Annotated in this window: 23 protein-coding genes; 11 read left to right on the top strand and 12 right to left on the bottom strand. The window is 37.7% G+C overall.

Annotated features, from left to right (window positions below; translation table 11 throughout):
* Nucleotide 1: 1 nt before the first annotated feature.
* From CCS77_RS08255 to CCS77_RS08230, 6 genes are all read right to left on the bottom strand, one after another.
* Nucleotides 2-862: an ATP phosphoribosyltransferase regulatory subunit gene (locus CCS77_RS08255; RefSeq protein WP_107917106.1), complete on the bottom strand. Its 861-nt coding sequence runs from the start codon at nucleotides 860-862 to the stop codon at nucleotides 2-4.
* On the bottom strand, nucleotides 855-4,907 hold the full coding sequence (locus CCS77_RS08250; RefSeq protein ID WP_236635265.1) for a diguanylate cyclase domain-containing protein: 4,053 nt from the start codon (nucleotides 4,905-4,907) through the stop codon (nucleotides 855-857). The genes CCS77_RS08255 and CCS77_RS08250 overlap by 8 nt, the downstream gene beginning before the upstream one ends.
* Nucleotides 4,908-5,027: 120 nt before the next feature.
* Nucleotides 5,028-5,657, bottom strand: a complete 630-nt coding sequence (locus CCS77_RS08245; RefSeq protein ID WP_107917104.1) for an NAD(P)H-dependent oxidoreductase — start codon at nucleotides 5,655-5,657, stop codon at nucleotides 5,028-5,030.
* 111 nt (nucleotides 5,658-5,768) lie between these two features.
* Entirely contained in the window at nucleotides 5,769-6,791 is a 1,023-nt protein-coding gene (selD, locus tag CCS77_RS08240; RefSeq protein ID WP_201741711.1) for a selenide, water dikinase SelD, read from the bottom strand.
* Complete coding sequence (gene yedF / locus CCS77_RS08235) at nucleotides 6,788-7,390, bottom strand: sulfurtransferase-like selenium metabolism protein YedF (RefSeq protein ID WP_012140414.1); 603 nt, start codon at nucleotides 7,388-7,390, stop codon at nucleotides 6,788-6,790. The genes selD and yedF overlap by 4 nt, the downstream gene beginning before the upstream one ends.
* A gap of 146 nt (nucleotides 7,391-7,536) precedes the next feature.
* The gene (locus CCS77_RS08230) at nucleotides 7,537-8,484 is read right to left on the bottom strand and encodes a formate dehydrogenase subunit gamma (protein ID WP_107917103.1); all 948 of its coding nucleotides are present in this window, start codon (nucleotides 8,482-8,484) and stop codon (nucleotides 7,537-7,539) included.
* Nucleotides 8,485-8,718: 234 nt separating this feature from the next.
* On the opposite strand from CCS77_RS08230, the gene CCS77_RS08225 reads away from it, so the two are divergent.
* Nucleotides 8,719-9,315, top strand: a complete 597-nt coding sequence (locus CCS77_RS08225) for a DJ-1/PfpI family protein (protein WP_107917102.1) — start codon at nucleotides 8,719-8,721, stop codon at nucleotides 9,313-9,315.
* Between the two features lie 299 nt (nucleotides 9,316-9,614).
* Here the strand turns inward: CCS77_RS08225 and nspC are convergent, their stop codons facing one another.
* Nucleotides 9,615-10,754 (bottom strand): carboxynorspermidine decarboxylase, encoded by a 1,140-nt coding sequence (nspC, locus tag CCS77_RS08220; protein WP_107917101.1) that lies wholly within the window; start codon nucleotides 10,752-10,754, stop codon nucleotides 9,615-9,617.
* Nucleotides 10,755-10,838: 84 nt separating this feature from the next.
* Here nspC and CCS77_RS08215 point away from each other — a divergent pair, with 84 nt between their 5' ends.
* Genes CCS77_RS08215 through CCS77_RS08205 form a run of 3 tightly spaced genes read left to right on the top strand, consistent with a single transcriptional unit; the run spans nucleotide 10,839 to nucleotide 11,975 of the window.
* Nucleotides 10,839-11,060 (top strand): MoaD/ThiS family protein, encoded by a 222-nt coding sequence (locus CCS77_RS08215; protein WP_002941462.1) that lies wholly within the window; start codon nucleotides 10,839-10,841, stop codon nucleotides 11,058-11,060.
* Between the two features lies 1 nt (nucleotide 11,061).
* The gene (locus CCS77_RS08210; protein ID WP_021092055.1) at nucleotides 11,062-11,496 is read left to right on the top strand and encodes a molybdopterin synthase catalytic subunit; all 435 of its coding nucleotides are present in this window, start codon (nucleotides 11,062-11,064) and stop codon (nucleotides 11,494-11,496) included.
* An 11-nt stretch (nucleotides 11,497-11,507) separates the two neighbouring features.
* Nucleotides 11,508-11,975, top strand: coding sequence for a molybdate transport repressor (locus CCS77_RS08205; protein WP_103572354.1), 468 nt, complete (start codon nucleotides 11,508-11,510; stop codon nucleotides 11,973-11,975).
* A gap of 7 nt (nucleotides 11,976-11,982) precedes the next feature.
* Here the strand turns inward: CCS77_RS08205 and CCS77_RS08200 are convergent, their stop codons facing one another.
* The gene (locus tag CCS77_RS08200) at nucleotides 11,983-12,621 is read right to left on the bottom strand and encodes a Crp/Fnr family transcriptional regulator (protein WP_103602851.1); all 639 of its coding nucleotides are present in this window, start codon (nucleotides 12,619-12,621) and stop codon (nucleotides 11,983-11,985) included.
* Between the two features lie 149 nt (nucleotides 12,622-12,770).
* Nucleotides 12,771-13,184 carry an acyl-CoA thioesterase gene (locus tag CCS77_RS08195; RefSeq protein ID WP_009295346.1) on the bottom strand — a complete coding sequence of 138 codons (414 nt, stop codon included), beginning with the start codon at nucleotides 13,182-13,184 and terminating at the stop codon, nucleotides 12,771-12,773.
* 90 nt (nucleotides 13,185-13,274) lie between these two features.
* Here CCS77_RS08195 and ciaB point away from each other — a divergent pair, with 90 nt between their 5' ends.
* On the top strand, nucleotides 13,275-15,119 hold the full coding sequence (gene ciaB, locus CCS77_RS08190; protein ID WP_107917100.1) for an invasion protein CiaB: 1,845 nt from the start codon (nucleotides 13,275-13,277) through the stop codon (nucleotides 15,117-15,119).
* Nucleotides 15,112-17,490, top strand: coding sequence for a putative bifunctional diguanylate cyclase/phosphodiesterase (locus CCS77_RS08185; protein WP_107917320.1), 2,379 nt, complete (start codon nucleotides 15,112-15,114; stop codon nucleotides 17,488-17,490). Before ciaB ends, CCS77_RS08185 begins: the two co-directional genes overlap by 8 nt.
* Before the next feature lie 18 nt (nucleotides 17,491-17,508).
* Here CCS77_RS08185 and CCS77_RS08180 read toward each other — a convergent pair whose 3' ends face one another.
* Entirely contained in the window at nucleotides 17,509-18,048 is a 540-nt protein-coding gene (locus tag CCS77_RS08180; RefSeq protein WP_107917099.1) for a hypothetical protein, read from the bottom strand.
* Nucleotides 18,049-18,112: 64 nt separating this feature from the next.
* Here CCS77_RS08180 and CCS77_RS08175 point away from each other — a divergent pair, with 64 nt between their 5' ends.
* Nucleotides 18,113-20,482, top strand: a complete 2,370-nt coding sequence (locus tag CCS77_RS08175) for an EAL domain-containing protein (RefSeq protein WP_107917098.1) — start codon at nucleotides 18,113-18,115, stop codon at nucleotides 20,480-20,482.
* On the opposite strand, the gene CCS77_RS08170 is transcribed toward CCS77_RS08175, so the two are convergent.
* A complete protein-coding gene (locus CCS77_RS08170) occupies nucleotides 20,479-20,667 on the bottom strand; it encodes a hypothetical protein (RefSeq protein ID WP_002940779.1) in 189 nt (62 codons plus the stop codon). The two genes, CCS77_RS08175 and CCS77_RS08170, sit on opposite strands and share 4 nt — an antisense overlap.
* A gap of 129 nt (nucleotides 20,668-20,796) precedes the next feature.
* On the opposite strand from CCS77_RS08170, the gene dut reads away from it, so the two are divergent.
* Together dut and CCS77_RS08160 are read left to right on the top strand one after the other, a co-directional pair.
* Nucleotides 20,797-21,492, top strand: a complete 696-nt coding sequence (gene dut, locus CCS77_RS08165; protein WP_103598002.1) for a dUTPase — start codon at nucleotides 20,797-20,799, stop codon at nucleotides 21,490-21,492.
* The gene (locus CCS77_RS08160; RefSeq protein ID WP_107917097.1) at nucleotides 21,489-22,229 is read left to right on the top strand and encodes an EI24 domain-containing protein; all 741 of its coding nucleotides are present in this window, start codon (nucleotides 21,489-21,491) and stop codon (nucleotides 22,227-22,229) included. Before dut ends, CCS77_RS08160 begins: the two co-directional genes overlap by 4 nt.
* Nucleotides 22,230-22,247: 18 nt before the next feature.
* Here CCS77_RS08160 and CCS77_RS08155 read toward each other — a convergent pair whose 3' ends face one another.
* Nucleotides 22,248-22,769: an ATP/GTP-binding protein gene (locus tag CCS77_RS08155; protein ID WP_103643865.1), complete on the bottom strand. Its 522-nt coding sequence runs from the start codon at nucleotides 22,767-22,769 to the stop codon at nucleotides 22,248-22,250.
* 84 nt (nucleotides 22,770-22,853) lie between these two features.
* Here CCS77_RS08155 and CCS77_RS08150 point away from each other — a divergent pair, with 84 nt between their 5' ends.
* Both CCS77_RS08150 and CCS77_RS08145 read left to right on the top strand, forming a co-directional pair.
* Nucleotides 22,854-23,222 (top strand): L-arabinose ABC transporter, encoded by a 369-nt coding sequence (locus tag CCS77_RS08150; protein ID WP_236635263.1) that lies wholly within the window; start codon nucleotides 22,854-22,856, stop codon nucleotides 23,220-23,222.
* Nucleotides 23,223-23,630, top strand: a complete 408-nt coding sequence (locus CCS77_RS08145; protein ID WP_021088967.1) for a pyridoxamine 5'-phosphate oxidase family protein — start codon at nucleotides 23,223-23,225, stop codon at nucleotides 23,628-23,630.
* The last annotated feature ends 246 nt before the right edge of the window (nucleotides 23,631-23,876 follow it).

Raw genomic sequence — 23,876 nt, 5'->3', positions numbered from 1 at the left:
CTTACTTCCTTAAATTAATTTTTTCTTCTATCAATGCATCAGTATAAACAGCGAAACCGCTGCTTGAAATATCGTCTATTTCATAGTTTCCGCCACTTGCTAAGATGGCGTTGTCTTTTAAAAATCTAAAAAATAAACTATCATAATATCTCATTTTTGAGTAATATAGCGGAACTATTCTTAAATTTTTATATTCTAGTGATTTGGCTACGCTTTGTAAATTTCTTAGTGCCTCTTTTAGCTTATTAGGGACTAAATTTATTATCTCATCAAGCTCGCTAGCGTCCTTTAAAAGGGCTAGTTTGCTAAGCCACGGCACGTTTTGGGCTAAAATTTTTTCTAGCCATGAGTTTTCAAAAATTTCTATCTCTAAGTTTAAAATTTCGCAAATTATCCTTGGGATTTGCATGTTGCTAAGCTGCAAACAAGCGCCGATCTCAAGCTCGCCAAAAAGCTTTGCAACGATGTTTATGCTCTTTAAAATGTCGTTTTCGCCGATAAGCTCAGCGCCTATTTGATAAATTTCTTGGCTTGGGTAGCGAAAGACTGGCTGGATGTAAAACCACCTCTTTGGCTCGTTCGCTTTAAGTCTTCTAAGCACGATCCTAACGGTATCAACCGTGCTATCTGCCCTTAGGCTTATCTCGTGGTTTAGACTGTCGCTAAAGCGCAGAAGATTTGTCGCATCTACGCTTAGATGTTGATGATACGAAAAAAACGGCGTTACGATCTCGCTAAAACCTTCATCTTCTAAAATTTCACTCGCTTTTTGCTCGATTTTTCTCTTTAGTTTTGCACTTTTTGCAAAGTAAAGTTTGCTTCCGTTTGGGATCTCGTGCTCATAAACATTTACATCACTCAACTCTTATCTCCTTACTAAAACCTAAATTTATATCGCACTCTTTAATGATGGACATGGCTAGATTATAGAGTTCGCCGCTGTCGCTACTGCTTGCTAGTTTGCTTAAATTTATAGAAATTTCTTGATTAAATTTACCTATATTTTTTATCTCATCTTCTATTTTTTGCTTTAGGCTTTGTGCTAGTTTGTCGTCTTGATTTAAATTTGCTATCACTTCATTTGCAAGCTCTTTTAGCACGACTAAGCCTTTAAAAAGCTCGAAATTTTCGCTATTTTTATAGTCTTTTATGTGTAGATATGGTCTTTCAAATTTAAATGAAGCAGCATCTTTTGCCAAAAGTGCCAATGAGAAAATGTTACCTTGAAATTTATCAAAACCAAGACCAAGTAAAAACTCAAGCGTTCTTTTGTCATCGATATTTTTTATAGTCGCATTTAGTCCAAATTTATCAGCTACAAACCTTATCATATTTATGCTCTCAAGCGCCTCTTTTGAGTTAAAGATATGCTTGCAAAATTTATTATCTATATTAAAGCGGTTTGTCTTTAGCATGCCAAGAGCTTCTATCGAGCTTGAGTATGAGGCAAAGTCGTCAAGCGAGAAGTGTATGCCAAGCTCTTTATACTTTCTCACATAAATTTCTAAAACTTCTAAATTTGTAGCTGTTGCAGCGTCAATAACGTCGATGATAAGCCCAGTTGGATCAAGGCTTTTATCCTCATCAAATATCGCTTTAAATTTATGCCAAAATTCTTCTGTAAAGAGCTTTTTAACGCTTAAATTTACGCGAACCTTTGCGCTTATGCCATTTTCTAGCCACATTTTTCTAGCTAAAAGCGCCTCTTTTATCGTAAATAAAGCGATATTGCTCGATGCGCTACTTGTCTTTATAAGTGGTAAAAAGTCGCTTGGATAGATGATCTCGCCATCTTTTCTCCATCTAATAAGCGCTTCAAAACTTAAAGTCTCTCCCGTGCTAAAGCTGATCTCTGGTTGAAATTCTAAAAACATCTCACCAGCGTCAAGCGCTTTTAAAATTTTTGAGCCATCTTCGTATTGGCTCTTAAAATAGACATCTTTTTTCGCATCAAATGTATAGCTTCTGTTTTTGCCACTTATCTTGGCTTGGTACATCGCCCAGTCGGCTCTTTGTAGCACATCATCAGCCCCAAGCTCACTATCAGCCAAGGCTATGCCTATGCTAGCGCTTGCTTTTAGTTTTAGCTCATCTATCTTTACTTCATCTGAAGCTAGCCTTAGCATATTTTGCGCTATCTCATAGACTTCACCTAAATTTTCGTAGTTTATAACTCCTACAAACTCATCTCCGCCTATCCTTGCAAAGATATTTTTGCCATTAAACATAGCGCCTATTTTTTCAGAGATAGCTACTAAAAATTTATCGCCTATTTGGTGGCCGAAGTTGTCGTTTATGCCCTTAAAATCATCTATATCAAGGTAGACGACGGCTATTTTTTGTTCATTTTTTTGTATGAGAGAATTTAGCTTGTTGTAGAGTAAAAATCTATTTGGTAGCTTTGTGAGCGGATCGTGATATGCGATAAATTCTAGATATTTCTCATTTTGAGCTTCGTTATTTGCAAGCATTGCGAGCATGATGTAGCCAGTTCTTTTCTCGCTCGCATCGATAAGTGGTAAAATTTCTATGACTTCAAGCTTGCTCTTATTTTTATTATTTTCACTCCAAACCTTGCCACTCCACGAGCCGCCTTGGTTTATAGTCTCTATGATCTGGTGTTTTATATCGCTTAAGCCTTGCTTTATAAAGGTGATATCTTTTAGATATACGCTATCTTTTGCGCCTGCACTTTCAAAAAATGCGTCATTTGCGTCAATAACCCTCATCTCTTCATCAAGCAAGACGACCTCTTCTTTGCTAAATGAGAAAATTTTTGCAAGCAGGTCTTGGCAGACAAAGAAGCTATCTTCTAGGCTAAGATCTCTTAACGTGCCTTTTATCAAGCTTACTTCGCCAAATTCGTCGTATTCAAGCGCTTTTGCCCTTAGTCTAAAGTGTAAAATTTCTTTATCTATACTGTAAAGCTTGATATCTTTGATGTATGTTTGAGCGTCTCTTAAGCTCTCAAAAAAGCTATAAAAACTATCAAATTCATCAACAAAGACCGACTTTGCTTGCTCGAAATTTAGAGTGCTTTGCGTGCCAAGAATTTTACTCAGCTCGTCTGAGATGTTGAGCATATCACTTCTTTTATCCCAAGTAAAGACATTTGCCTCACTCGCCCAAAGCAGTGCTTTGCTCTCTTTGCTTTGTTTTTCAAATCTCTCTTGAAGCTTTAGCATATCGCTAAGATCGGTAAATGAGTAGATGACCTTTTGCCCTTCTGCATCGATAAATTTAGCCTTTATCTTAAATGGAATTTTCTTGCCATAAGCGTTTGTCATATTTGCTATGAAATTTAGCTCTTCATTTTTAAAGCTTGCTTGTAAAAAGGCTTTTTTACTTGCTAGCACGGCAGCTTTAAAGCTATCAAAGTCCTCGCTTGCGATGATATCTTCTAAATTTATGAGACCTTGGCTTTGGACGTTAAAAATTCTCTCGACATTGTTTGTGCTTTGGATGATCAAAAATGGCTCTTGTGCCGAAGCGATAGCAATGACATTTGGCGATAAAAAGACGTAGCTTTTGATGATATCGTCATTTCTTTGCGTCATCTTTTCTTGAGTGATATCTTTTATGAGTATGAAATTTAGCCTTGTGTTTTCTAGCTCAAAGCTACTTTGGGTTGCTAAAACGTCGATTATCTCGCCATTTTTATGCCTTAGCTTAGCTTCATAAGATAGATCATTATTGATAGCGTTTTCTCTATTTTCTGCTAAATTTTTAGACTCATCTTCAAGTAGCTCTTTGATATTTAGATCTGCTACGTCATCTTTTTTGTAGCCTAGATTTTCTAAAAGAGCGTTGCTAATGTCCGTGATGACGCCAGTATAAGCGTCAAAGACCACGATCTTTAAAAAGCTCTTTTCAAAGACATAGCCAAATCTACTCTCGTAGCTTTGTGCCGTCTCGTAAGCTTTATCTCTATCTTCGTAGAGTTTTTTGATGCTGTTATTTAGTGAGATAAATTCTTTTATGTCAAATTCTTCATTAGTTGGCTTACTTTTATCTGCCGCAAAAAGAGCGATCCTAGTAAATGGAGAGAGAATTTTATCTTTTATATATGAGTTATCACGTAGCCAAAGTATGCTAAATGTGACAAAACACAAGAACGAAAGCACGACTAGAACTAGCTGGATAAAGATCTGTGCTTGTCTGCTAGAGCCTGTTATGACAAATAGCTTTTGCTCTTCTAGGTAGCTGATCTTGTAAAAATTCATATCTTTTAGTATAAAAATGATCTTGTCACTTTTAAACTCGCCACCTTGTGAGATGTATTTGTTAAAGTCCTCTTTTATAAATTTTCTATAAAACTCATCTCTTGAGAGGTTGCCATCTTTATCGACCAAAAAGACGTATGCGCCAAGATTTTTATTGTAGCCTGTATCGACCTTATTTTTTAAAAGATTTTGATTTAGCTGAACGAGAATTTTATTGCCATTTTTTAGCCCGTAAGCTATGTAGATATCTTTAAAGCGTCTATTTTTATAAAATCTATCAGAGAGCCTAAACTCGCCTGCTTTTATATCTGAAAACCACGAGATATCGTAGTTGTGTAACTCAAAAGCACCCTCAAATTTACGCTCATAAAGCAAGGAGTTGTCTTTTGCTATCACGTAAAAAGCGGCGTAGAATTTACTTACAACAGTATCTTCATAAAATGGCTCTACGCCGTTTGCTATGAGTCTTGCCTTTGTGGTGATATTGTCTTTTACCTCTACAAATGTACTCACGATATTGTTTCTAGTGATTAAATTTAGCGTTGAAATTTCATATTTTATATCGTTTATGCCAGCAAATATGACAAAAAGTGAAAGAAAGATGAAGGCAAAAAGAAGTAGTGCAATCTTTACATAAAACCTCTTAAAAATCTGCAAAACTGGTTTAGCGCTATTTTTTTGCATTAAATTTAAGCCTCGCTTTTTAAAACTAGCCATGATTTTAACGCAAATTTACTTTTTTTAGCTTATAAAATGCCTTTTTGTTTAAATTTAAAGAGATCACAGGGCGTTTTGCCCCGTGAGTTAGTAGATCCAAGTAACTACTTCGGCTCTTTGTCTGCGTAGTTTTTCAGGTTGTGGATTTAGGCGGTAGCCAAATGGCACTATGATAGCCACTCTTTTTTCGCTCTCATCAAGGCCTAAAATTTCATTTAAAGCGTGTCTGTCAAAGCCTTCGATAGGGCAGCTATCTATGCCAAGGCTTGCGGCTGCGTTCATCATATTTGTCGCAGCTATCATGCACTGCTCGTGTGACCACTGAAATGTTAGCTCATCGTCATTTTTGAAATTTGATAGCAAAAAGTCGTGATAAAATTTCTGCCTTGCAGCGATAGCTTCAGGGTCTTTATCAGCCCTTCTAGCGATCATTTTATCAACGTAGTTGCTGCCAAATTTTATCTCTTTGATCTTTGCTAAAATGACAACTAAATGCGAGCAAGAGGTGATTTGCACTTGGTTCCACGAAACAGCTTTTATCTTCTCTCTAAGCTCTTTGTTTTGCACGACCAAAAAGTCCCACTGCTCAAGCCCAGTTGAGCTTGGGCTTAGCCTGCCAGCCTCCAAGATAAAGTCAAATTCGCCAGCGCCTATCTTTTTGCTCTCATCAAAAATTTTGCAAGCGTGACGAAATTTTAAAATTTCAAGATAGTTCATCATATCTCCTTTGTTAAATTTCTTGACATTATAAAGCGACTAGGTAAATTAAAAGAAATTTAGAAATTTTATCATCTAGTGCATGAAAACTAGGCTAAATTTAGCCTAGAGTTAGTTTAAAAATATATCAAACTCGCCTTTTTGTATCGCCTCTGCGATGATGGCTGAGTGCTCATAGCCAGCCTCTTTTAGGCGTGATAGAGCTAAGCTCGCGTCGTTCTCGCTAACAGCTAGCAAAAGTCCGCCAGAAGTTTGCGCATCAAAAAGCACGATATCAGCCTCTTTGCTCACAAAATGCTTTGCAAATTCGCGGTTTTTGTAGCTTCCCTCTGGGATGATGCCCATGTCGGCAAATTCTTTCGCGCTTGCGATCACTGGCACATCTTTTTCAAAGACGTTAAAGCTGATCTTATCGTTTAACATCTCGCTTAAATGCCCTAAAAATCCAAATCCAGTCACATCGGTAGCCGCATAAACTTTGATGCCACTTAGTGCTTTTAGAGCATAGAAATTTAGCTGAGCCATGATGCCTGCGACCTCATTTATTTGCTCCATGCTCAGTAGATCAGCCTTGATCGCTGTGCTTAGGATGCCACTGCCAAGAGGCTTTGTAAGGATCAAAACGTTACCAACTTCTGCTGTGTTGTTTGCCCAGAAATTTTGTGGGCTCACCTTGCCAGTCGCGCTTAGTCCATAATACATCTGCTGCGTCTCTATCGTGTGTCCGCCAACGATGACGCCGCCACACTCTCTTACTTTATCGGCTCCACCTTGCAAAATTTCACCTAAAATTTCAGGTGCAAGGTTGCAGCTATCAAAGCCCACGATATTTAGGGCGTTTATCACCTCGCCACCCATTGCAAAGACGTCGCTTAGGCTATTTGCAGCAGCGATCTGACCGTAGATAAATGGGTCATTGACTACTGGCGTGATAAAGTCAAGCGTCTGAACGAGTGCTAGATCATCTGAGAGCTTGAAAACGCTCGCATCTTCGTTTGAGCCGATGCTTGAGAGCAGGTTTGGATGAGATAAATTTAAACTACTAATCGTTTTGTGAAGACCCGACGGGTCAAGCTTAGCAGCTCAACCAGCGGCTTTAACGAACTGCGTAAGCTTTTTGTCGTGATAGATCATAGTTTGATTTGCTCGTGAGTTGAGAGTATGTCGATGATCTCATAAGCGTTTGAAATTTCGCCAACTGCAAGATCGCTTACTAGTTTATAAGCCTCCAAGCAGCTTCCGCAGCTTAAAATTTGAACGCCAGCAGCTTCAAGATCTTTAAGTGGCTTAAAGCTTGGATGTGAGCGGTTTGTCGTCATCTTAACGGCGTTATTTACGCAGATGATTATCTTTGGTTTTTTCTCTACTTGAAGAAGTGCGCCTAGGAATTTTGATAGCAAATTTATGCCAACTTCGCCGCTACCTGCGCGCTCTTCGTTTAGATAGAGCACTTTTTCATTTTTTGGTGTTATGTCGCAGACAAATTCGTCAAAATTTGTAAGCTCAAGTGCGCTTTTGCCCTTGATGGCTAAAATTTTAGTCTCATTACCATTGCTTTCTAGGCTAAATTCTATATTTTGATTTTTCAAAAATCTCGAGATATTCTCTTTTGGCGCCAAAGCATTTACGATGATCTCTAAGCTTTCGCCCTCGTTTAAGCCCTCTAGTGCGTTTTTAGTCATGATGACTGGTTTTGGGCACTCTAAATTTCTACAATCAATTGTTCTTGTCATTGTTTTTCCTTTGTGATTAGTATTTCAAACCTTGAAACTGATTTTGGATTATAGCTAAAAAATATTAATTTTTTAAAAGGATTTGTGCTGTGAAATTTGCTATAAAAGAGAGTTTGACCCTGCGTAAGTCGCAAGGTCAAGATTAATTATTTTAAATTTGTGTAAGATTTTTCGTAGTCAGATACTGGGATCTTGTTTTTCTTAACAAGCTCTTGATACCAGTAGTGGTGAAGTACATAGACCTCTTCTTCTTCTTTGTATCCAGTGATCATCGACCAGATAGCGCCATGTATAGCGATCGCAGCCATATAGATATGAACTAGGAAAAATACCGCACAGACGATGCCAAGGCAGTTGTGGATAACTACGCTATATCTTAAAAGATCGATTTGTTGGATACCAAACCAACTAGCAACTGCTGGCTCTTTAAAATCCATGAAGTACATGATAGCACCAGTGATGATCATCACGATACCACCAGGGATAGCGATCCAGTACCATGCTTTTTGTCCTGCGTTAAATTTACCAGCTGGGACTGGTCTTTTCTTCTTTGATAGATAACCACCAACTATCATCATCCATCTGATATCATAAACAGCTGGAAGCATTCTGATAGTCCAAGCAAATAACATAGGAAGCACAGAAATAGCAAATATAATAGTCGCTATATCGTGCAAGTATCTACAGAAACGCACAAATGTGCCACCACCTAGCTCTGCGCCCCACATGATGATGATACCAGTTGGTACTAAGATGATCCAAGAGATCGCAGCTAAACCGTGAGCTATGCGTTCGATTAGTGAAAATGCAAATACTTTTTTGCCCTCATGACTAAAGTGTTTTGGTCCGATGATCAAGAAGTGTAGCACGAACGCGCCGATAACAGCTAAAATGATAGAAAGTGCAGCTATCGCGAAGTAGTCGTTGCCTTGTATAAAAGTAAATATCGGGCCCCAGCCATGCTCATAAGGCTTGATATTTTCTATCCTCTGTGCTGCCCAAATGGTGCTGTCATATTGATTGACGCCAGTTGGTCCCTCAATGGCCATTGCCGCAACAGACAATGTAAAAAGTAGAGTAAGAATTCTCGTCATTTTATTCCTTTATTTGCTAAAGCTTAAATGATTTAAGCTTTGGTTAAATATGCTAAAATCACACAGCTATGCCGTTTTGCGGCTATTATATCAGAGCTAATCACAAGCAAACCTTAGCAAAAAAGATTACTAAAAATTTTATAAAAAACATTTAAGTTTTGTTAATTTTTATCGTTTTTGATCTGAAAATTTAGCTAAAATAAAGCCAAATTTTAGCCGAAAAAGGACCGCACTATGCATCTTTTTTGCCTTATATTTGATGAGTACGAGACGCTTGATCTCATGGGGCCAGTGGAGTTTTTGGCAAGGGTGCCTGAAATGAAGATAAGCTACGTCTCGTTTGATGGCGGGATGAAAAGAAGCAAGCAAGGCTTTTTTATAAAGACCAAAAAGCTTAGCAAGATGCCAAAAGAGAGCGTTTTGCTACTCCCTGGAGGTCAGGGCACAAGGACGCTTGTGAATGATAGTGAGTTTATCTCAAGACTTAAAGAGTGCGTTTTGGCATCTCAAATTTGCCTAAGCGTATGCACTGGCTCAGCGCTAATCGCTCGCACGGGAGAGCTTGACGGACTAAAGGCTACTTCAAATAAAAGATCGCTTGAGTGGGTAAAAAGTTGCGGCGAGGCAGTAAAATGGCAAGAGCGCGCTAGGTGGGTGAGGGCAGGTAAATTTTACACAGCTTCAGGCGTGGCTGCTGGTATGGATATGGCGCTTGGCTTTATAAGTGATCATTTTGGCAAGGAGCTAGCCCAAAAGATCGCAAACGAGACTGAATACAACTGGCAAAAAAGCTCAAAGATAGATAAATTTGCCAAAATTTATGGGTATTAAATTTAAAATAGCTTGTGACCTTTTGATAAAGCCAGAAATCTACTAAATTTTAAAAAAGATAACAAGCTAAGATAGCTTTAGCAAAAGTATTAAGATAAATTTTGTAGATAATAAATTTAAATCAGTTCGCAGTCTGGCTTTAATTTTGCCAAATTTAATAAGTTTAAATTTTGAAAACGAAAATAGCTTCAAGATAAATTTTTAAATTTAAGCAGTTCAAGTTTTTTTCGAATTTTGCAAGCCAGATAAATTTGACCTAAATTTAAAAGCCAAATTTACCTTTAAAAATAGATTTTAGCCTAGTTTCTGCGCCTATACTCTTCGTAGTCTAGCTCTCTAACCATCTTTATCTTGCCATTTTCTTTTAAAAGTAGCAGATCAGGCAGTTTTATGCCGTTAAATGTCGTATTTTTCACGATGGTGTAGTGAATTTGATCTTCAAAGATGACGCGGTCGCCAATTTTAAGCTCACTATCAAATTTATACTCCGCATTGCCCGCTTCAAGCCCTACTATATCGCCAGCTAGGCAGGTATTGCCACCAAATCTATAAGCAAATTTGCCATTTTCACTCTCGCCTCTAACGGCTGGGCGGTAAGGCATGAGTACGGTATCTGGCATGTGCGCCTCGGCTGAGGTGTCAAGGATGGCGATATTTTTCTCGTTGTGCACGATGTCAAGCACGCTGCTTATCAAAAAGCCAGTCTGCCAGCCCACCGCTTCGCCTGGCTCCAGATAGACCTCTACGCCGTATTTTTCGCGAAAGCGCCTAATTATCTTTATAAGCAGCTCCACGTCGTAATCAGCCCTCGTGATGTGGTGACCGCCGCCCATATTTATCCACTTCATCTTTGGTATAAACTCACCAAATTTCTCTTCAAACGCCTCCAGCACGGTCTGCAAGCTGCTAGCACTCTCCTCGCAAAGCGCGTGAAAATGAAGCCCAGTGATGCCATCAAGAAGCTCTGGCTTAAAATTTGCCCTTGTGATGCCAAGCCTGCTAAATTTACCGCATGGGTTGTAGCTATCAGTTGGCGCTAGCGAGACCTCTGGATTGACCCTTAGGCCGCAGATGATGCCGTTTTGCAGGGCAATGTCTTTAAATTTTTGCCACTGCGCAAAAGAGTTAAATGTGATGTGCTTTGAAATTTTTAAAATTTCATCAAAATCCTCATCTTTAAAGGCTGGGCTATACGTGTGGATCTCGCCTTTTACGTATTCGCTCGCAAATTTGGCCTCATGAAGCCCACTGCAAGTCGCACCGTCAAGATAAGAGCCCACCAAGTCCATCACTCCGCTAAATGCAAAGCCTTTGAGCGCTACTAAAATTTTAGCTCCGCTTTGCTCTTTTACATGCTTTAAAAGCTCTAAATTTTTACGTACTTTGGCCTCTTCGCAGACGTAGGCTGGGGTTTTTATGCTTTTTAAAATTTCGTTCATTTTCTTTCTCTTTTGCAAATTTTCAAATAAGTATATCTAAATTTATTTTTAAGTAAAATCAGCAAAAATTTCAAAGGATAAAATGTGGTAGAGATCGAATTTCTTGGGCCTATCGGGCTTGAGAGTATAAAAGTAGAAGCAAAAAATTTAGGCGAGGTAAAAGCGGCTTTAAGCGAGAAAGAAGAGCTTAAAAAGTGGCTAAATATCTGCGCTGTGGCTGTAAATGACGAGATCGTAAGCGATATAAATTTCGCTCTTAAATCAGGCGATAAAATTTCTATATTGCCGCCAGTTTGTGGAGGCTAAGATGCAAATTTATAATGGAAGCTTGGACGTTCAAAGCATCACAAATGAGTGGTATGATAAATTTAAAGATAAAAACTGCGGCGCGCTCATCACTTTTGTGGGCATAGTAAGAGAAGAGGGCGGAATTTCGGCGCTTAGCTTCGATATCTATGAGCCGATCCTTAAAAAATGGCTAGATGCTTGGCAGGAGCGAGCCAAAAAAGAAAATGCCTACGTGCTCTTTGCTCACTCAAAAGGCGACGTGGCGGTGCATACGAGCTCTTATGTAGCTGGAGTTGTTAGCCCTCAAAGAAAGGTCGCGCTAAGGCTTATAAACGAGTTTGTCGAGGACTTTAAAGCAAATGCGCCGATCTGGAAATACGACGTGATAAATGGCGAGAGAATTTACGCCAAAGAGCGTAGCCAAGCGATAAATGGCGCTGGACTTTTGGCATAAAAAGGGCAAAAATGATAACCAAAGAGAGTAAAAAAGATGTTTTTTGGGCGTTAGCCTTTGGGCTTGGACTCTTTGTCTTTAGCATCGTTGGCTATTTTTATCTTGATCTTGGCACGCCGTCTCTTTTTGGTGTCATCGTTGGCGCCATTTCAACCTTTTTTTGCGTGAGAAAGATCTTGCAAAACAACTTTTTTGAGATAGATGATGATGGATTTGTCATAAAAAAAGGCTCAAAAAATATCAAATTTTTCTTCAAAGATATCGATGAGATCGCCATTAAGAGCTTTGGCGATAAGAAAAAGGTCGATGCGTTAAGTGTTAAATTTAGAAAAAATCGCCTGGATAGAGATGCGTGTTTTGGCTTAGTGCAGGCACTTGGCGATGATATGATCGTCATTTTTGACAGATATGAGCTTTCGCAATTCACACTTTCAAAAGAGCTTCGAGATAGGCTAGCTAAATTTAAAGATAGGGCGTAAAAGCTTTTTAATTCGTATAACTTTCAAGTTTTTCGTGGTCGATGATGAGAAATTCGTGCGGTGTGATCTTTCTGATGATGTCGTCTTTGATAAGCTCATTAAAGGCTGTTGAGGCGCTTTGGCGCTTGAGACCAACAAAGCTTGAGAGCACTTTTAGAGAAAACGGCAAAAACACGTATCGATAGCCATTTTGTTTTAGATCTTGCTCGTTTGCAAGCTCGATCAAGAAATTTGCGATCCTGCCCTTTGCGTCCTCAAAGAGTATCGACTTTGTGATCTGGCGCTGCACGATGATGGTGTTTAGCGTGGTTGTTAGGATCTCGCTTGCAGCTTTTTGATTGTGCAAAATTTCACCTATTTTATCCAGTCTAATGACGTAAATTTGGGCATCTTCAAGCACTTCAAAGGCGCAGTTATCATCTAGTATGGCGATGTTATTTTTTTCTAAATGATAAAGGATAAATTCCTCGCCATCTTCAAAAAATGAGAGCTTTGCTGAGCCATTTTTTAGGATAATTATCTCGATATCTTCGGTGTAGATCGTGCTTGTTTTTGGCAGCTCTTTAAACTCAAATTTCTCCAGCTCATCTTGTGTTAAGATATCTAAAATATGCGTTTGTAAAAGCCCTAAGCGTGATTTTTTCATCTTTCTCCCAAAAAAGTGTAAGGGCTGATTTTACTTTATAAAGCATTTAAATAAGTTGAAATTTCTCTTTTTTGAAGTCAATTTTTTTCAAATTCTTTTAAAAATAGTGATAAATTTAAGGGTTTGGCTGCATAAATCGCAACCAAATTTTAAAAGCCGTGCAGCTCTTTTATCTTCTCATCTATTGGTTTTTTGTGTCCGTCTTTTGTCACACTAACATAGGTCGCAGTCGCACTTGTGACGTGTATAGTCTCTCTAAAACCGCCGTCATTTAACCTAAGTGCAGTCACTTCTATCTGCGTTGTTATCGATGTTTTGCCAACTGCGATGATCTTTGCGTAGCAGCTTAGCACGTCGCCAACAAAGACTGGTTGTTTAAATATGATCTCTTTCATAGAGATCGTCACAACTCGCTCAGGCGAAATTTCTCTAGCAGCCTGAGCACCTGCAAGGTCGATCTGGCTCATTATCCAGCCGCCAAAGATATTGCCAGCTGAGTTTGTATCTTTTGGTAGCATCACTTGTTTGATGCGTGGCTCGCCAAAGTCCTTTAAAATGTCCATTTTTTGCCTTTTAGATTTTAAATTTTTGGTAAATTGTAGCAAATTTTAATGGCTTTATGCTAAAATCCTGCAACTTTAAGGGATGAAAAGATGAATGATTTTAAAAGACTAAATGAACTTACAAAAGAGCAAAAATCCAAGCTAAACGCTATTTATAAAAATTTAGACAACGAGCTTATAAATGAGGCTGTGAAAATTTGCGGCCTTGCTGGCACGCCGAGCCAAAAGCTAGCCCTTGCTAGAAGGATAGTTGATCTTAAAGTTGATCCACTTCAAAATGAGCTAAAAAAGCTAAATTTAGGCGAGGACGAGCAAAAACGCGTGCTAAATTTGATCTACGGCTACGTTAGAAATTTATATGAAAATTTACACTCCAAGCTTATAAAAAAGGCACGTGATGAGCAAATTTTAGACCCGTTTTCTCAAGCCTTTGTTGAGGCTATGCATGAGCTTGGGCTTAGTCTAAATGCGTGGCAAATTTCATGGCAAGAAAAGATAATAGATACCACAAATAAAGAGTTTGAAGCTAAATTTAAAGATTTAGGCGAGGCAAATGAGTTTATCACTAAAAACGGCTTATTTCAGTGTGATAGTAATGGCGTAAGGGCTGATAGAACGTATGGCGCAGTTTGCAAAGAGGGCGAGAAATTTAGCTTTTTACCTTACGCGCTTGCCTTTAAAGATGAGGTTAGAGAGCTTAAAAAAGTATTTATAAAAAATCTTGAAATTTTAAGAAATTTAGCTCAAAATGACGAGCAAAAATCTTATGTAAAATACCTTGAAAAGCTACAAATTGCCTTTTGCGAAGAGGACAATGCAAAAGTTATAAACGCTTGGCAAGAGGCTGAGATAGCGTGGATGGATGTAAAAGGCGCGCTTCAGCCAGGCCATCCTCTGGAGTACTACGAGGATGCCTACACGCACGCAGTCGCACTTGAGTGGGACATCAGGCTGGTTGATAGCGAGGGCATTGACGAGCTTAAATTTAAAGAAAAGGTGACAAAAACTTACAAAAGCGTTTGCGAAGAGATCAAATTTGATAACGCCGCGACAAACAAGGCAGTTAGCGAAAATATCGCTAGAACGCAGCTTTATATAAGCGTGCCGATGATCTATTACGCAGCGGAGCTAAACGGGCTTTTTAGCGCTCAAGTCGTGCCAAATGACGAGAGTGTGAGCGCAAAATGTGGCAAGAAAATTTTTGCCTTTGTAAATCACGTCTATGAGGGCGCAAAAGCAAAGCCTTTTATGAAGCTTGGAGCTGAAATTTTTAGCAAGGAATTTTTGGATTTTGGTAGGGAAATTTTATTTTTAAAGCCAAAAATTTGGAAAAAAGTATATGAAATTTCAACGATCGGCCATGAGTTTGGGCACATCCTCTTTATCGGACTTGATACGGAGATGAGCATGAATAAAAGTGGCGTCTTTAAATTTATAGAAGAGTACAAGGCGACGACTGGTGGGCTAGTAAATTTCTTTTTGCACGAAGAGGCGGAGTATAAAATGGCCGTCTTTCATGAGCTAATAGCCCGTGCGGTTGGGCTTATAGCGTGGCGAAAGGTCGATGAAGTTAGGGCTTATTACTGCGAGGGGCTCATACATCTTAGCCTGCTTTTTAGGGCTGGAGTGCTTAAATTTGATGGCAAACTAAGTGTTGATATGAGCGAGCAAGCCTACGCTAAATTTAAAGAAATTTGCTTACAAAACTACTTCGATCTAGCGCAAACATACGCCAAAAAAGCTGATGCGAGCATGTTTTTGGAGAAATTTTGCCAAAAAGATGAGCCAAGCTATCTGCCAAAAGATGAAGAGTGCAAGAAATTTGTTGAGCATTTCTACGCTAGGTACGAGGCTATCGGCAACGACGTCGATGATAGCGGCGAGTGGCAAAGGTGGCAAAAGCTAGCCCAGGAAGCGGAGAGTGGCCGTGCTTGATAGGATAACAAATTATCACAACGGCTCATTTTTATTTATATTTGCCCTGATTATTGCTTATTTTTTTGCTATTTATCTGGGAGATCAGTTTTATCTGACAGCTATATCAGTAGGCACTGATGTAGTGATCGCCTTGTTTTTGTTCTTTTTCTTAAAAAGTAGTAGAGATTTAAACTCATACTGGACTTATATATTTTTAGCTATCGCGAGCTGGGCGCTGGCTGATATCCTTTTATTGCTTTATGATAGATTATTGCTTTATGATAGATCGCTTCTTATGCAAGGAAACATCTCCCGCACGGATCTTATGCAAATTTTATATTTGATCCCATTTTTTATGTTTCTTGTATCTGCTATTGCTTTTTTTGCAAGAATTTTAAAAAGAGTGATATGGCAGCAAGTTGTGGTAGATGCGCTTGCTTTGATGCTTATTACGGTTAGTTTTTTTTGGTTTGTAATTTTTGATAGAAGTCTAGCAGTAGTGCTTAATAAAGAATTCGTGATTAACCTTTCATACATCATAATGGATATTTTTATCTTTTGCTTTGTCTTTGTTGTCGCATTTTCACTAAATTTTGTATCAAAAAAACCAATTTTTAGCTATAAAAGAGTTAGCCTACTTTTATATCTATCAGCCTTGCTTATCATTTGCATTTGCGACGCATACTACTCATCAAAGGCCTTTTTGGCATACGGTGGCACAAATGTTCATTACAAGTTTTTCTTTAAAGTTGCGTTTTTTATTATATTTGTAGCTTGCTTGCACCTAAAAGAAAACGAGGCAAATATCAAGATAAGAAGCTACAGAAAAGACTATACAAGAGCGCTTATATATAAATTTGTCACCTTGCTTTTCATCTCTTTACTTTTTTTGGGAGCTGCTAATACCGATAAAATTTACTCTGTATGGATAGTTTTTCTACTTATGGTTTTGCTAGCCTATGCAGCGCTAATTTACAGTATCTCAAGCACAGTTGCTATGAGGGATCTAGCTAGATCTGAAAGGCATATCATCGCTAAACTAGATGAAGAGATCCAAGATAGTTTAAGAGAGCTTGAAGAGAAAAACGAGCGCTTAAGGCAGCTTAGCGAATTTGACTCACTCACTGGACTTTTAAATAGACAGTCATTTTTAAGCAAATTATCAGAGATGATAAAGACTAAAGCGCTTGGTGAAAAGATAGATATTTACAGCATCGATATCAACCACTTTAAGGCTATAAATGACTCATACGGCCACTACGTAGGCGATGAGGTGCTTTTAAAACTTTCTAAAAATATCAAAGCTATCTTGCCAGAGGGTGCTATCATCTCAAGGTTTGGCGGTGATGACTTTATGATAGTTTTAAAGCAAAAAAATGAGGGGCATTATAGAGAATTTTTATACTATCTGCTAAACATCATAGCCGAGCAAATCTCAGTTGGCGACTATAAGATAGCTCTTGGAGCAAAGGTTGGCGTTAGCTCAACGCAAACAAGCGAAATTTTAGCTGATGATCTCATCATGCAAGCTGGAGCCGCACTTGATGCAGCCAAAAGAGATGTCAATACAAAATATGTCTTTTATGATGATATAAAAGAGATCATTCAGGAGAAAAACTACATAGAAATTTTGCTAAATTCTATGAATTTTGATGAGGAATTTAGCCTAAATTTCCAGCCGCAGTATCTACTAAACGGCAAAAAGATAATAGGCGCTGAAGCTCTTATAAGGTGGAACTCTCCAGTAAAAGGCTTTGTAAGTCCGGCTAAATTTATCCCAGTAGCAGAGCAAAGCTCTATCATAAATACAATAGGAATATGGGTGGCAAAAGAGGCCATAAGGCAGATGAGCTACTGGAACAAAAAGTATGGCATCAGCCTAAAAGTTGGCATCAACATCTCGCCAAAACAGGTTGATAATGTAAATTTTGCATCGGACATCTTTGGCTATGTTGAAGAATTTGGCATGGATCCAAAGTGCGTTGATATCGAGCTTACAGAGGCAAGCCTCGTCAATGCCGAAGAGATCATGCAAACAGTCTTAAAGAAATTTTCAGATAAAGGCATGAGCATCTCGATCGATGACTTTGGCACTGGCTTTTCATCGATGAACTACATCAAAAAGTATCCGCTAGATAGGTTAAAGATCGCAAAAGAGCTAGTCGATAACATCGCTATAAACGAGATCGATAGAGACGTTGTAAAAAGCGTTATAACTCTAGCTAAAAATATCGAGCTAAAGACGATCGCTGAGGGTGTTGAGGATGAAACTCAGCTTGAAATTTTAAGAGAGCTAGGCTGCGATGAGATACAAGGTTATTTCTGGGGCAAGCCGATGAACGCTAAAGACTTTGAAGAGCTTATAAGAAGCACACTTGATCACATCTAAGCTTGTAAATTTACAAGCTTAGCCCATAACGCTTTTGTAATCTAAATTTTCAAAAAGTAGTAGCTCTTTTTTGCTCTCTTTTATAAGCGCTTTTACTAGTTCTGAGGTCTCTTTATTTTTTGGCAAGACTAGATGGATTTTTTCATTTATAAAGATGATAAAGATATTTTTAAGCTCGTAAATTTCACTTACATCTTTTATGTCAAAGATTTCATTTTCTTTTGGCTCATTTTCGTAAAATGCTAAATTTTTCTCATCTATTTCAAAGATCATCTCTTTTTTAAAGTCTGAAATTTCTAAGCTTTTTAGCACCGATTTTCGTCTATTTTTTAAAAAAATTGGATAAAAAATGATCCAAAAAATAGCAAAAATGACGCCGATAATAGTAAAAATTTTGGTTTTTAAAAGCATATCAGCGACAAATCCAGCTATAATAGCCTCCGTAAAAATCATAAAAACATTTATAAAATACTGTTTTCTAGCCTTTTTTGAGAAAAATAGATTAAATGCTTGGTAGTCTATTAAATTTTCTCCAGATAAGACGATATTACATTTCATAATAAACCTTAAAGAAAAATTTGCAAAATTATAACTAAAAATAAGGTTTTAAACAGAATAAACAATGGAGAGAAACATTTTTTTTACGTCAAATTCGTCACTTATCGTAAGACAAAAACAAATTTTCTATGCCGTTATAGCTCTTTTTATATTTTCTCAGTTTGCCGGCATCTTAAACTATAAAATTTTTGAAAATTTGTTGATATTTTTTGGCTTTGGTCTTGTAGTTCTTGGTATCTACATCTCTATGAACAGATCAAAGCTTAAAGCTATGCACTGGCTTGCTGCATGCTTTGGGGTCTTTCTTTGGACGATTATTGATGCCATTAGAAGCGTCAATGAAGACTTTCTTTTAAGAAGCAAAGAGCAAATTTCTTATCTTGATTTTTTTGATCTGCTCCCTATGTTTTTACTATTGGCCGCTGTTGGTATATTTTTTGTGGTCAAATTTATAGCTAGCGATAAAAAGATCCTAGTTCTAGCCGATAGCTTTAACGTTCTTTTGCTAGTTTTCACGCTTGCTTATTGTATTGTTGGTGATATGGGCGATTTTGATATATTGATCCATCCTAAAAGCCCTAGTGAGCTTGCTGCTAGCATTGCTATTTTTGTAAATTTATCTATTTTATTCATCGCTCTTAGTGAAATTTTTAATAGCAACCATCTTTACATTAGACATAGCGGCTTTTTTTTGATAATAGCAAGTGCGATTTTTACGCTGTTAAATTTATATGTTTTTTATAATGAGCTTATAAACAAAGGGCATGACTTTACTCTGCACTCTATCTACCTTGTGCCATTTTTCCTCTTGATGCTTGGAGCTTTTTACTTAAGGGGCGACAACAAGCGTATAAGCGCAGCAGATGTTGGCATAAAAACAACATCTAAGCTCGTACCTATCATCTCAGCTGCACTAATACTTATAAAAGCCAACCTCTCATCTTATGTCGATCTACTTATAATTTTTGTTATTGTAGCTGGAGCGGTCATTAGCTATTTTATGAAGGTGCTTGATCAAAGCGAAGAGATATATAACGCAGAGCAAAATTTACATGATGCTAAAAACAAAGAGAAGCACCTAAAGACAAACGAACTTGAGATGATAAATTTAAGTTTAGAGGGCGTATCTGAAAAAGACTATCTAACCTCTCTTGGCAACAGAGACTCATTGCTAAATGAACTTAAAGGTATGTGTAGCGTTTTGGGCGAGAAGCAAGAGATCGCAGTTTATTATATAAATATAAGTCGCTTTAAAAATATAAATACCTCTTACGGACATGAGGTTGGCGATAAAATTTTAAAAGCGATAGCAAAGCGCATACGTGAAGCGTGCAACAGACAAGAGGTTACCGCAAGGATCGGCGCTGATGAGTTCATCGTGCTTTCAAAAATGGAAGAAAATAGCCACACTAAACGCATGAAACTTGGTATGGAGCTAAGAGATACGATAGAAAAACCTTTGCAAATAGATAAGTATCACTTTGCGATCAAGAGTGTCGTTGGTATCCACGTTGTCACAAGAGATAACATCAGCGATCCTAGAAATATCATCAAAAAAGCTGATATGGCGATGTACTACGCTAAGCAAAATCCAGCCAAAAACCCGATGGTTTATAATAATGAGATAGATAGCGAAATACAACAAAGCTCAAACATAGAGATAGCTCTTAAAAAAGCAAATTTACAAGAGGACTTTGAGGTATATTTTCAGCCGATTTATGACATTAAAAATTTAAAGATCATCTGCGTAGAAGCGCTACTTAGATGGCAGTCAAAAGAGTATGGACAAAAAGAAGCTGGCGAGTTTATGGATATAGCTAGCTTAAATAGCGACATCTTAAACGACATCTGCACGCTTTCTGTCTCAAAAACAGTAGAACAAGCCGTAAGATGGCAAAACAAAAAGCTAAAAGTGCCAAAAATAAGCATAAACGTAGCGCAAATTCAAAGCACATCTGAAAAATTTGTAAATGAATTTATGCTAACTTTAAACTCGCACCACCTAAATCCAAAGCAGTTTGAGCTTGAATTTAGCGAAGATATATGGAAAAACGACCAAGAGACGCTTGATAAAATTTTCTCACTTTTGGAGAAAAATAGCATAGATGTTTGTATAGATGACTTTGGATCTGGATATACGTCGTTTGTCTATATCAGAAAGTATAAGATCGATCGCATAAAGATAGCAAATGACTTTGTTGCTCAGTCAGTGATCAACAAAAAAGATATGCAAGTAGTCGCTGCTATCATAAATATAGCAAAATCAATGAAGCTAAAAGTGACAGCAAAAGGCGTGGAAAGCCACGAGATAAAAGAGCTTTTAAAAGAGCTTAATTGTAATGAAATGCAAGGATATTTCTTATCTCGTCCGATGAGTGCGGAGGAGTTTGAGAATTCTTTAAGGCAGAATTCTCACATGGTGGCTGATATTTAAATTTCAGCCTTTATCTCTTCGTTTGATTTTACGACCATGCCTGAGCCATGTATCACACTTGGGATACAGCTTGTGCAGATATCGACCTCTTCGCCGTTTTTGTGAGCGTGGATGAAAACTGCATTTTTATCATCGCTGCTTTTTAGTCCGCAAACGTTGCAAACTACTAGATCTTTCTCTCTCATCTTTTCTCCTTTGAAATTTTGGGTGATTTTACATCTTGTAAGCTTGCATTAAGATGATTTAGGTCAAGCTTGTCGCTTGAGCATTAATTGTTTTTTGTTATAATCATTTAAAATTTAAAAGGTTTAAAAATGGATGAAAGAACTATTGTTTTAGAGATGTTAAAGATGCAACAAAGCCTAAATGACGAGACAAACGGGCTTGGTTGGGAAAATGGCTATACAAATAAAAATAAACTCATAAGCTGGAGGCGTTGCATATATATGGAGTGCGCTGAGCTCATTGACAGCTTTGCGTGGAAGCACTGGAAGAGCATAGATGCCAAGACTGATGAACAAAATTTACGCATCGAGGTTGTCGATATCTGGCACTTTATAATGAGCCTAGCGCTACAAATTTACAAGGCAAAACAGCTTGGCGATGTTGAGACTTTGGCTGAGGATATCTGCCAGTCAAGCGGCTTTAGCGACTATTGCAAAGAGCCATTAAAAGTTGAAGATGAGAGCATTTATGAGATCATGAACGACGTTGAGATGCTCATACATGAGTGCAGCGGCTTTGACTATGATATCTTTGATATCTTTAAAATTTATTTCTCAATGTCTTTAAAATGTGGCGTAAATTTATACTCGCTTTATGAGTGCTACATCGCTAAAAACGTGCTAAATCGCTTCCGCCAAAATAACGGCTACAAAGAGGGAAGCTATAAGAAAATTTGGAACGGACGTGAAGATAACGAAGTGATGAGCGAAATTTTATCAAATGGCGTTAGTAAGATAGATGAAATTTACGCCGCACTTGAGCGTGAGTACAAAAAGGTAAAATGATAAATCTTCTTCGCCTTGGCTTTAAAGACTTTTTTACAGCCAAATTTATAACGCTATCTATATTGCCGCTTTTTCTTAGCATCGCAAGCCTTGCGTGGCTTACGATCTGGGGAGGCGGCGAGATATTTGACCTTTTAAGCGATGGCGCTAAAAACGAAAATTTCGCCTTTTTAGAGTCAAACTCGACGCTATCTTTTATAGCTATTAAAATTTTAAGCTTTAGCGCTACAAAGTGGATAGTTAGCATACTTTTTTACGTCTTAAGCACATTTTTAACGATCATCATTAGCATCGTGATAGCTCTAATCGTAGCTGGCTTTTTAACGCCAGTTGTAGCCAAAGAGATAAACAAAAGGCACTACAACTACGTGCTTAAAAGCGAGGCTAGCACGGCTAGAGTGCTAAAGGTGATGATGGTTGAGATCGTGAAATTTCTTGGGATCTTACTCGTTTGCTTGCCACTTTTGTTTGTGCCATTTGTAAATTTCTTCATCATCAACGTGCCGTTTTTTTACATCTACTATAAGCTTTTACTAATAGACGTCGGCTCAAACACGCTTGATAGCGATAAATTTGAGCTAGCGTTGCTTGAAGGCGGTGGGGTTAAATTTATAGCTTTTACACTTTTATTTTATCTGATCTCGCTTGTGCCGCTTGTGGGATTATTTTTTCAGCTTTATTTTGTGATAGTCTTGTCGCACCTCTTTTATCAAAGAGAGGCGCTGGTTAAAATTTAGAGCCAAAAAGCTCTAAATTTATGCGTAGTAAGATACTTTTTTGCTCTCATCAAGCAATGTGTCAAATAGCCTTTTTGTCGCACTTAGTAGGTTTTTATTAGCATCATTTTTAGCTAAAAGTTCGTCAAACATCTTTAGCATATTATCATTTATGAAATTTTTATGATCCATATCTTTTGCGTCAGGCAACATCTGCTTGATCTTGTTTGAAAGCTCGCTTATGCTTTGGCTGCTACCTGCGATCTTGTCGCCCTCTTTGACATTTTTCATAAACTCATCAACCTGTGGGCGAATTTGCTTCATCGCCTCTTCGATCTCTTTCATATCTTGCTCGTCTATACCGTTGCCTTTATAGGCAAACTCATAGCCGTATTCGTGCGTGAGAGTTAAGCTCCTTTGGCTTGAACTGCCATTTTTTTGGCTAGAAAACTCCAAACTTTTGTTGTCATACATCGAAAAGCTTATCTCATCGCCTGAGCTAGTCTTCATCGAAAAGCTCATGTTGTTGTAGCTTCCTTGAGAGTAAAAATTTGTTTGCATTTTTAAATCCTTTTGAGGCTAAATCGGCAAATTTTTAATTTCATAAAGCAAAATTTTGTAAAATGCGTCAAAAAAGGACGGGCGATGTGTTGTTTTGGGACTAGGATATTTTTGCTGATGCTTATCACTGTTTTAAGCTTTGTTTTTGCTAAGCTTTGCCCAGTTTTGCCAGTCGTTGGCTACTACTTGATACTTGCAAATTTGCTTGCCATTTTGATGTTTACACTATTTTTTAAAGGGCTTTTGCCAAGCTTTGTAAAAGTAAATGCGATCCACTATTTTTCGCTAATTGGTGGTTTTTTTGGGGCGTTTTTAACAATGCTCATTTTTAAAAAGGTTGCAAAAGATAAATTTACTTTAATAGAGCTCATTATTTTTACGCTTTGGGTGCTGATAATTGCCATAGTCATCTTTAAATTTCAAACCATTCTTGACATTTTTAGGGGAATTTAGATGGATGAGAGGATAGTTAAATTTTTAAAAAAGATGCATCTTGCAAGTGTTTGTACCATTGATGATGAGGGACAGCCTTATGCTTTTAGCGCATTTTACGCCTTTGATGAGGTAAATTTTTGTCTTTTACTAGCTAGCTGCGATGAGAGCTCGCATGTTAAATTTTTAAAAAACTCAAAGCTCGTTGCTGGCACAGTCGCTCTTGATACAAAGATCGTTGGCAAGATAGAGGGCGTGCAGTTTCAAGGAGCGATGAGAGAGGCTAGCACAATTGAGCGAGAAATTTACTTTAAAAGATTTTTTTACGCAAAGGCGATGGATCCAAAAATTTGGTCTATAAGCCTTGAAAAGGTTAAATTTACGAGTAACACTCTAGGTTTTGGCAAGAAAATTTTTTGGCAAAAGTAGCTAAAAATCGCATAATATTTTCGTGTTAGCTTAAAAGATGCTCTTTCTTAAGGCGTTTAGAATAACGCTTTTATGAAACGAAAGGTACATGTACCATATAAAAATTTTTTTTAAAATTTTTTACACAAAAGTTACACAAAATGCCTTTTTTAGGGGGAATTTTAAAAATATTAAAGTGCGTTAAAAGAGTATTAAATAACTAAAAATAAACTTAAATTTACCCAAATTTTACTTAATATCCCCAGC

The organism is Campylobacter concisus (genome assembly GCF_003048375.1).
Lineage (GTDB): Bacteria > Campylobacterota > Campylobacteria > Campylobacterales > Campylobacteraceae > Campylobacter_A > Campylobacter_A concisus_T.
Note: the sequence above shows the minus strand (reverse complement) of the source record. Positions and strands in the feature narration are given on the sequence as shown.